This window comes from Glutamicibacter sp. AGC46 (assembly GCF_053543715.1).
The window spans coordinates 55,719-62,927 of sequence record NZ_JBLVOJ010000012.1 but is presented as its reverse complement, the minus strand read 5'-3'; the positions used below and the strand labels follow the sequence as shown (position 1 = coordinate 62,927).

The following is a 7,209-nucleotide window of genomic DNA, read 5'->3' as shown; positions in this document are numbered from 1 at the left end:
GGGGGTGCCGGCCCCTGGGCGGCAGAAGGCTTACCAGTCTTCTTCGTCGTCGCCATCCGCCTCGGAGATACCGAGTTCCGGCTCATTCTCGAGGTCGAAGTTGTACCAGGCCTCGGTGAAGTCAAACATCGCATCCAACGCGTCCTGCGCGTCGGAATCCAGGGCTTCCAGCGCCTCTGGGCTGTTGAGCACTGCGGTCACCGCGAGGAATGGGTGATTATCGAAGTAATCGGTGGGGGTGGCCTCCCCATTGAACGTCAAGTTCTCGCTCTGCGCGAAGAGGTCGACGTACTGAGCCACTGCCTCGGGCAGACGGCTCAGATTAATGCCAGTCAGGGACTCATTGTAGATTTCAGCAGTTGCGTCAGCCCACTGCTCAATGAGCTCTTCGCTCATCTGTGCCATCAGATTATCCACCTCGTGGTTGGGGTTCTAGTGCTCACGGGAATCGGTAGCAATTCATCTTATTTCTTCAGCGGGCGCGTGCCAAGACAGAAAGGCCCACGGCGTTGTGATCTTTTCCGCGTAGGTTCCTGCTCACTGGTTCGGGACGCCGAGGGACGGAATATCGGGCATGTCCGGCAGCGAAGGGATCGAGTATTCACGGGGCTGGGAATCCGGAGTTTCCACATCCTTGAGCTGATTCAGCAAGTCTTCGTCGAGGACGCTATCCTGGCTTGGATGACGGGGCTCCGGGGGCGAATCCAGCGAACCCTCCACTCCCGATATGAGCAGCCCCAGCGAAGCAGCCGCGGCAAACAGCCCGGCGAACAGATGCACCCCGATGAAATACAGGCCGCCGATATTGCCGCGAAGCATGGCCAAGTTCCGGTTTTTGGCCGAGGAGCTGACAGCCAGCCCGTAGGCAAAGGCATTTTCCTTGAATCCAAGACGGACTTGGGCTGCCAGCAAGGAAATGCCAGGCACCAGCAGTCCGGCGGCCACCGATCCGGCTGGCACGGCAGCGATCCTGCTTTCATTGGCCAAGCAAATCCCTAAGAGCACTAGCTGGATGAGCGCCAGGCACGCCCGCTTCCAGAAGCCAGCCGCGTGCAAGCCGCTGCACCGGACCAGGTACCGGCGTTGCTCGTGGCGGTCGGAGCCCTTTCTTGGCGGGCCAGCATTTTCTTGCAGGATCCACAGTGCTCCTAGCTGGCTTGCCAGCACACCGAGCAGCATCACGATGATGCCAGCCACCGGCAGGAAACAGCCCAGGACCGCTCCGCTCGTGCTCAGGAGCCAACCAATCCGGTAGGAGCGAATGGCTCGGGGCAGTTTGGGGAAGCGCGCATCAATGTCCTTGGCGTAGCCGGCGGGCAACGACCTGGCCGCCTTGATGTACGCCTTCTTGTTCCACCATCCAAAGAGCCCGGCCACGATGGCAATGGCGGCAATCGCCAGCAGCGCCCCGGTTCCACCAGCCCGCTGCCCCAGGGCGGCGGCAACTGCCAGCACCGGAGTGAAAAGCCAGAACCGATTAGCGTAGGCAGTTTGCTTCGCAACGAAGGTTTCCGCGTAGTCCTGATGCAGGCCTTCGTTCATCGGATCCATGGATATCAATCCACGCAGCACATCGCCTTGTTCCCCGACGATTTTTTCGCCATTGCCGATACTTCCGGCCGCCCGCAACAGCCCCTGGTGATTGGGGTCGATCTGCAGCCCGGATTGGAGGAATCCGAGAGCCGCCAGGTTGTCATCTTGGGCTTCGGCAGCAATTACCGCGCCCTGGTAGTAATCGGGGTTCCCCGGCTCCAGCCGAATCGCGTGCTCGATGGCTTGGCGGGCCAGCACCCTGTCATCGTTGCTCCGAATATCGCTGAGCGTGATCATGCTCAGCCAGTAGTGCCCGTTGCCGTATTCCGGTTCCGTTTCGATTACCTGCCGGATCGCCAGCAGCGCCTCCTCCCGTCGATGCTGGCGCATCAGGGCGCCGGCCAGGCACTCCCCGGCCACCGGGTTGGCAGGATCCAAATTCAGCCCGGCTTTGGCAGCGGACTCCGCTTCGGCCCACTGCTTGAGGCTCAAATGGCATGACGAATAGAGGATCCAGAAGGCAGGGACCTGATGGTGCTCGTTGAGGTTATCCTTCAGCAAGGCAATCGCTTCGGTTTCCCGTCCGATCGCCAGGTGGTGGGTGATCCGGTGATGCAGTCGCTCGAATTCCATGCGGTGTACTCCCCCGGTGCTTTCTAGAGCATGTTCTGCGAAACCAGATACTCGGATAAATCATCGTAGCGGCCATGCTGGTTGCTGAAGCGCACCACATTTCGCGCGGATTCCAGCCACGGCAAAGTCGACGCCTTGATTTCCGCCAGGGCAGTTCTGATATGGCTCATGTCCAAGGGGAGAACCTCGTTGCGCTCGATGGATTGCATCATTGCCTTCTCGGCGGCAGTGGTGCATACGTGCTCCAGGTCCGCACCCGAGAACCCGTCGGTCTGTGCCGCAATCCATTCCAGGTCGATTCCGGCAATCGGGCGGTTCTTCAAGTGGTACCGCAAAATGGACTCACGTGCCGGCGCGTCCGGCGGAGTCACCAGCAGGGTCCGGTCCAACCGGCCTGGACGCAGCAGTGCTTCGTCCAGATCCCATGGGTGGTTGGTAGCCCCCAGAACGTAAAGGCCATCGTTGTTTCCCGCAAGCGAATCCATCTCGATCAGCAGCTGATTGACCATCTGGCGCATCCACGCGCCCGATCCAGTCAGCGAACCGCGGCGGATGCCGATGGCATCAATCTCATCGATGAAGAGAACCGTTGGAGCATTCTTGCGGGCCCGGTCGAAAATCGCCTTGAGCCGCTTTTCCGTTTCACCGATGTAGGAGTCAACCACATCGGTAATGGTGACAGACATGAAATTGGCTTTCAGCTCACCGGCCACCGCGCGAGCCAGGAAAGTCTTGCCGCATCCCGGTGGCCCATACAGCAGCAGCCCGCCGCGCAATGATTTGCCAAAAGCCTTGGCAATTGCGGCGTTGCGCATCGGTGCCAGGAAGGATTCGTCCAGGCGGTCCTTGACCGCCTGCAAGCCACCCACATCATCCAGGGTGACACCCGTTCCGGCCGGGTTCTCGATGGGAGCTTCCGGGGCATCTGACCCCGCATCTGAGCGCAGTGGGACCCGTCCTTCAATAAAGGGCGCCGGCAGCGAACTGCCGAGTTCCTTGGAACCCGCTTCCCAGTCGTAGCCTGGTGGCGTATCGTTCTGCTGGTTTCCAGCCGGCGCGGCATCCGCTGCGGGTTCGACGGGCGCCTGCGGGGCCATCGCTGCGGCCATCGACGCGCTGATCGTTCCAAGCCTTCCCAGCGCGGACGCGTTCCCCGGATCCTGCTGCAGCACGATGCTGACATGGGACAGCGCTTCGGCGGATCGACCGGCACCATCGAGCTGTTCAGCCAAGTGCAATCGCAGGGCATGGTCGTCCGGCGCTGCTTCTACGGCCCGGAGAAGGCTAGCAATAAGGGCATCGTTCATTCTAGGGCCGCTCCACGGTTGAAGGTCTCGGTCTGTTGCCTCTGCTGGTTAAAGCATCCAGCGGGTATCGCTAGAAACGACACCCGCTGGAATTATACGTCGCAGACCCGACTGTTCGCTGAGCGCACCCAGTGCCTAGTAGGCCTTGACTCCCTGCTCTACCACCAAATGGATCAACGCGAATTTCTTGTTTTCGTCAATGGCCTTCAGCGCATTTTCCAGGGCAGCCGGGACATCTGAATCATTCTCGACGCGGACGCCGAACCCGCCGAAGGACTGCGCCATCAGCGCGAAGTCGGGGTTGGCCAACTGGGTTCCGGAAACCCGTTCCGGGTACTGGCGTTCCTGGTGGGTGCGGATGGTGCCGTACTGCTGGTTGTCCATGACGATCACCAGCGGGGTGGCGCCGTACTGGGCAGCGGTAGCCAGCTCCTGGCCATTCATCAAGAACTCGCCGTCACCTGCGATGGTCACCACGCGGCGCCCCGGGTAGTTCAGCGAAGCGGCGACGGCGGAAGGAATCGAGTAGCCCATGGAACCGTTGCGTGCCGAGAGCATCGAAGCGTAGCCGTTGGTTGGGAAGTAGCGGTGGGCCCAGTTGGTGTGCTCGCCGGCGCCGAAGGTCACCAGGGCGTCTTCGGGCAGGGATCCAACCAGATTAGCCATCATGGTCGCCATCCTCGCCTGGCCCGCGGAAGGCTGCGCTGGTGGAAGTTCGGCGAACTTCTCCTGCTCGCCGCGCATCCGGGAAGTCCACTCCTTCCAGGATTCCTTGACCGGCAAATCCATCAGCAGCAGGTCGCGAACGAAGACATCGGGCTTGGCGACAATCTGGTGCGATACCGGGCCGGAACGTCCGCGCAGCGACGGGTCGATGGTGACCAGGAAGTTCTTCTTGTCCCAGTTCTGGCGGACATTGAAGCCGTCGGTGATGACGTCGCCTGGAACCGTGCCGACGAAGATCAGCAGATCAGTCTCTTCCAGCAGGTCATAGGTCGGCTTGGGGCGGCCGTAGCCGATCGGGCCAACATAGGATGGCGAGTTGAAAGGCACGGTACCCTCGCAACGCCATTCGGCAGCGGCTGGCAGGTCGTGTTCCTCGAGCCAACGGGTGAAGTCCGCTGCGCCTTCGTGGGACCAGTCGTTGCCGCCGAAAATGAACAGCGGCTTATCCGCTTCCTGCAAGGCAGTATTCAGCGCCTTCCAGTCGGTCACGGTCATGCCGCCGGTAGCCACCGGGATTTCCGGATGGACTTCGGCGGAAACTTCGTTGCGGATGATGTCTTCTGGCAGGCCGACGACCACCGGGCCCGGGCGTCCGGACATGGCAGCGAACATGGCCTCGGCGACGACTTCGCTGGCGCGATCGGCGTGGTCCAGGATCATCACGCGCTTGGCGCCGGTGCCGAACCATGCCTTGGGATCGAATTCCTGGAAGGCTTCCTTTTCACGGTGCTCGAACGGGATCAGGCCCACGAACAGCACCAGCGGGGTCGAATCCTGCCATGCGGTATGCAGGCCGACGTGGGCGTTGGCAGCCCCCGGGCCACGGGTCACCATGGCAATGCCGGGGCGCTGGTGCATCTTGCCTTCGGCTTCGGCCATGTAGGTGGCTCCGCCTTCGTGGCGGCAGCCCACGGTTTCGATTGGCGAGTTGTGCAGCCCATCAAGGACATCCAGGTAGCTTTCACCCGGCACCACGTAGGCGCGTTCCACGCCGTGCGCGGCAAGCGTGTCGACAATGACGTGTCCGGCCGACTTCTTTGTCAGGCCCTGACCATTTTCACTCATCTTCTAGGCGTCTTTCTGGTTTCGAGAAATCGTCTGACGCAACGGCGGAGAAAACGGCCCTGCTGGCCAATGATGCAACGCTGCGTCAACGTGAAACAGTACTAAACAAGCTGCGATTGCACACATTGCCGATCGAATGCTACGCATATGTGACACGATGCCGTATGTGAATCATATTTGAGTGCAAAATGTCTAGAAAGTTTCACTGAATGGAACGGTTTGCTTCGTCACATTGCGGCTGGCCAGAGCAGTGCGGTGGGCAATGTTCGCGATTTCCATTGATCGGCAGCGCCAGCGCTAGTAGCCTGTGATGCAACAAAAGTTTACTTAAGGTAAGCGCTGCTTTTATCCGGACATCGAGGTTCTCCATGGAATTCATCAACGGCGCGATTGTCGCCGCCTACCTGGCCGCAATGCTGGCCTTTGGCTGGTGGGGCAAATCCCGCACCAAGAACAGCAGCGACTATCTGGTGGCCGGCCGGCGCCTGGGCCCCTTCCTCTACACCGGAACCATGGCGGCGGTGGTGCTCGGCGGAGCCTCGACCGTGGGCGGCGTTGGCCTGGGCTACAAGCACGGGATCTCCGGCATGTGGCTCGTGGTGGCTATTGGCGCAGGCGTGATCCTGCTGTCGCTGGCTTTCGCCCCGACGCTGCAGAAGCTCAAGGTCTTCACCGTTTCGCAGATGCTGACCCTGCGCTACGGCAGCGCGGCGGCAACCAATACCTCCGGCATCGTCATGCTGGCCTACACGCTGATGCTCTGCGCCACCTCAACCAGCGCCTACGCCACCATTTTCGTGGTGCTCTTCGGCTGGGAGAAATGGCTGGCCATCGCCATCGGCGGCGCCATCGTAGTCATCTACTCCACTATCGGCGGCATGTGGTCCATCACCCTGGCCGACCAGGTGCAGTTCATCATCAAGACCATCGGCATCTTCGCCCTGATGCTGCCCTTCTCCATGCATGCCGCCGGCGGCCTGGATGGCATCCGCGAGCGCATGGGCGCCGAATTCTTCAGCTTCACCGGCATGGGGCTGCAGTCGATCATCACCTACTTCGTGGTCTACACCCTGGGCCTGCTGATCGGCCAGGACATCTGGCAGCGCGTCTTCACCGCCAAAACCCCGAAGGTCGCCCGCTGGGGCGGGATGACCGCCGGCATCTACTGCATCTTCTACGGAGCTGCCGGCGCACTGATTGGCATGGCCGCAAAGGTGGCGCTGCCGAACATCGCGGGCGCGGCGGAGAACAAGGACGTGGTTTATGCCGAGGTCGCCACTCAGCTGCTGCCAGTTGCGGTGGGAGGTTTGGTCATGGCCGCAGCCGTGGCCGCGATGATGTCCACCGCCTCCGGGGCGCTGATCGCCGCCGCAACCGTGGCCCGCACCGATGTCACCCCATTTGCGGCCAGCTGGTTCGGCAAGCGCGTGGAAGTGAATACCGATGAGAACCCCGAGCATGATGTTCGCGCCAACCGCATCTGGGTGATGGCGCTGGGCGTCGTCACGGTCACCTTGGCAATCCTGGTGGACGACGTGGTCGCAGCACTGACCATTGCCTACGACATCCTGGTGGGCGGATTGCTGGTGGCAATCATCGGCGGCCTGCTGTGGAAGCGCGGCAACGGCCTTGGCGCTACGGCCTCCATGGCTGCCGGATCGATAGCTACTTTGGGCACCATGATCATCTTGGAGATCCAGGCCGAGAACAAGTTCGACGGCGTCTATGCCAATGAGCCGATCTACTATGGCCTGATCGCTTCGGCAGCAGCGTTCATTGCTGTTTCGCTATTGACCAAGTCGACGGACCGACAGGTGATTGAGCACTGGAACCTGCGGGTTGCGGGCAAGATCCAGGACGCTCCGATCAATGCCACGGCACAAGAGCCTACGCTCTAGTCCGCCAGGAATACCGAGTCGAGCAGATAGATTCGAGCCCTGGGGGG

Annotated in this window: 5 protein-coding genes; 1 reads left to right on the top strand and 4 read right to left on the bottom strand. The window is 61.2% G+C overall.

Annotated elements, in window-relative coordinates; all coding sequences use genetic code 11:
* Positions 1-30 precede the first annotated feature (30 nt).
* From ACNPM8_RS08485 to ACNPM8_RS08470, 4 genes are all read right to left on the bottom strand, one after another.
* Positions 31-405 carry a hypothetical protein gene (locus ACNPM8_RS08485; RefSeq protein WP_448939652.1) on the bottom strand — a complete coding sequence of 125 codons (375 nt, stop codon included), beginning with the start codon at positions 403-405 and terminating at the stop codon, positions 31-33.
* A 132-nt stretch (positions 406-537) separates the two neighbouring features.
* Positions 538-2,166 (bottom strand): hypothetical protein, encoded by a 1,629-nt coding sequence (locus ACNPM8_RS08480; RefSeq protein WP_448939651.1) that lies wholly within the window; start codon positions 2,164-2,166, stop codon positions 538-540.
* A 23-nt stretch (positions 2,167-2,189) separates the two neighbouring features.
* Positions 2,190-3,473 (bottom strand): AAA family ATPase, encoded by a 1,284-nt coding sequence (locus ACNPM8_RS08475; protein ID WP_448939650.1) that lies wholly within the window; start codon positions 3,471-3,473, stop codon positions 2,190-2,192.
* 135 nt (positions 3,474-3,608) lie between these two features.
* Positions 3,609-5,264 carry a thiamine pyrophosphate-dependent enzyme gene (locus tag ACNPM8_RS08470; protein ID WP_448939649.1) on the bottom strand — a complete coding sequence of 552 codons (1,656 nt, stop codon included), beginning with the start codon at positions 5,262-5,264 and terminating at the stop codon, positions 3,609-3,611.
* Between the two features lie 368 nt (positions 5,265-5,632).
* Here ACNPM8_RS08470 and ACNPM8_RS08465 point away from each other — a divergent pair, with 368 nt between their 5' ends.
* Positions 5,633-7,162 (top strand): sodium:solute symporter, encoded by a 1,530-nt coding sequence (locus tag ACNPM8_RS08465; RefSeq protein WP_448939648.1) that lies wholly within the window; start codon positions 5,633-5,635, stop codon positions 7,160-7,162.
* Positions 7,163-7,209 lie beyond the last annotated feature (47 nt).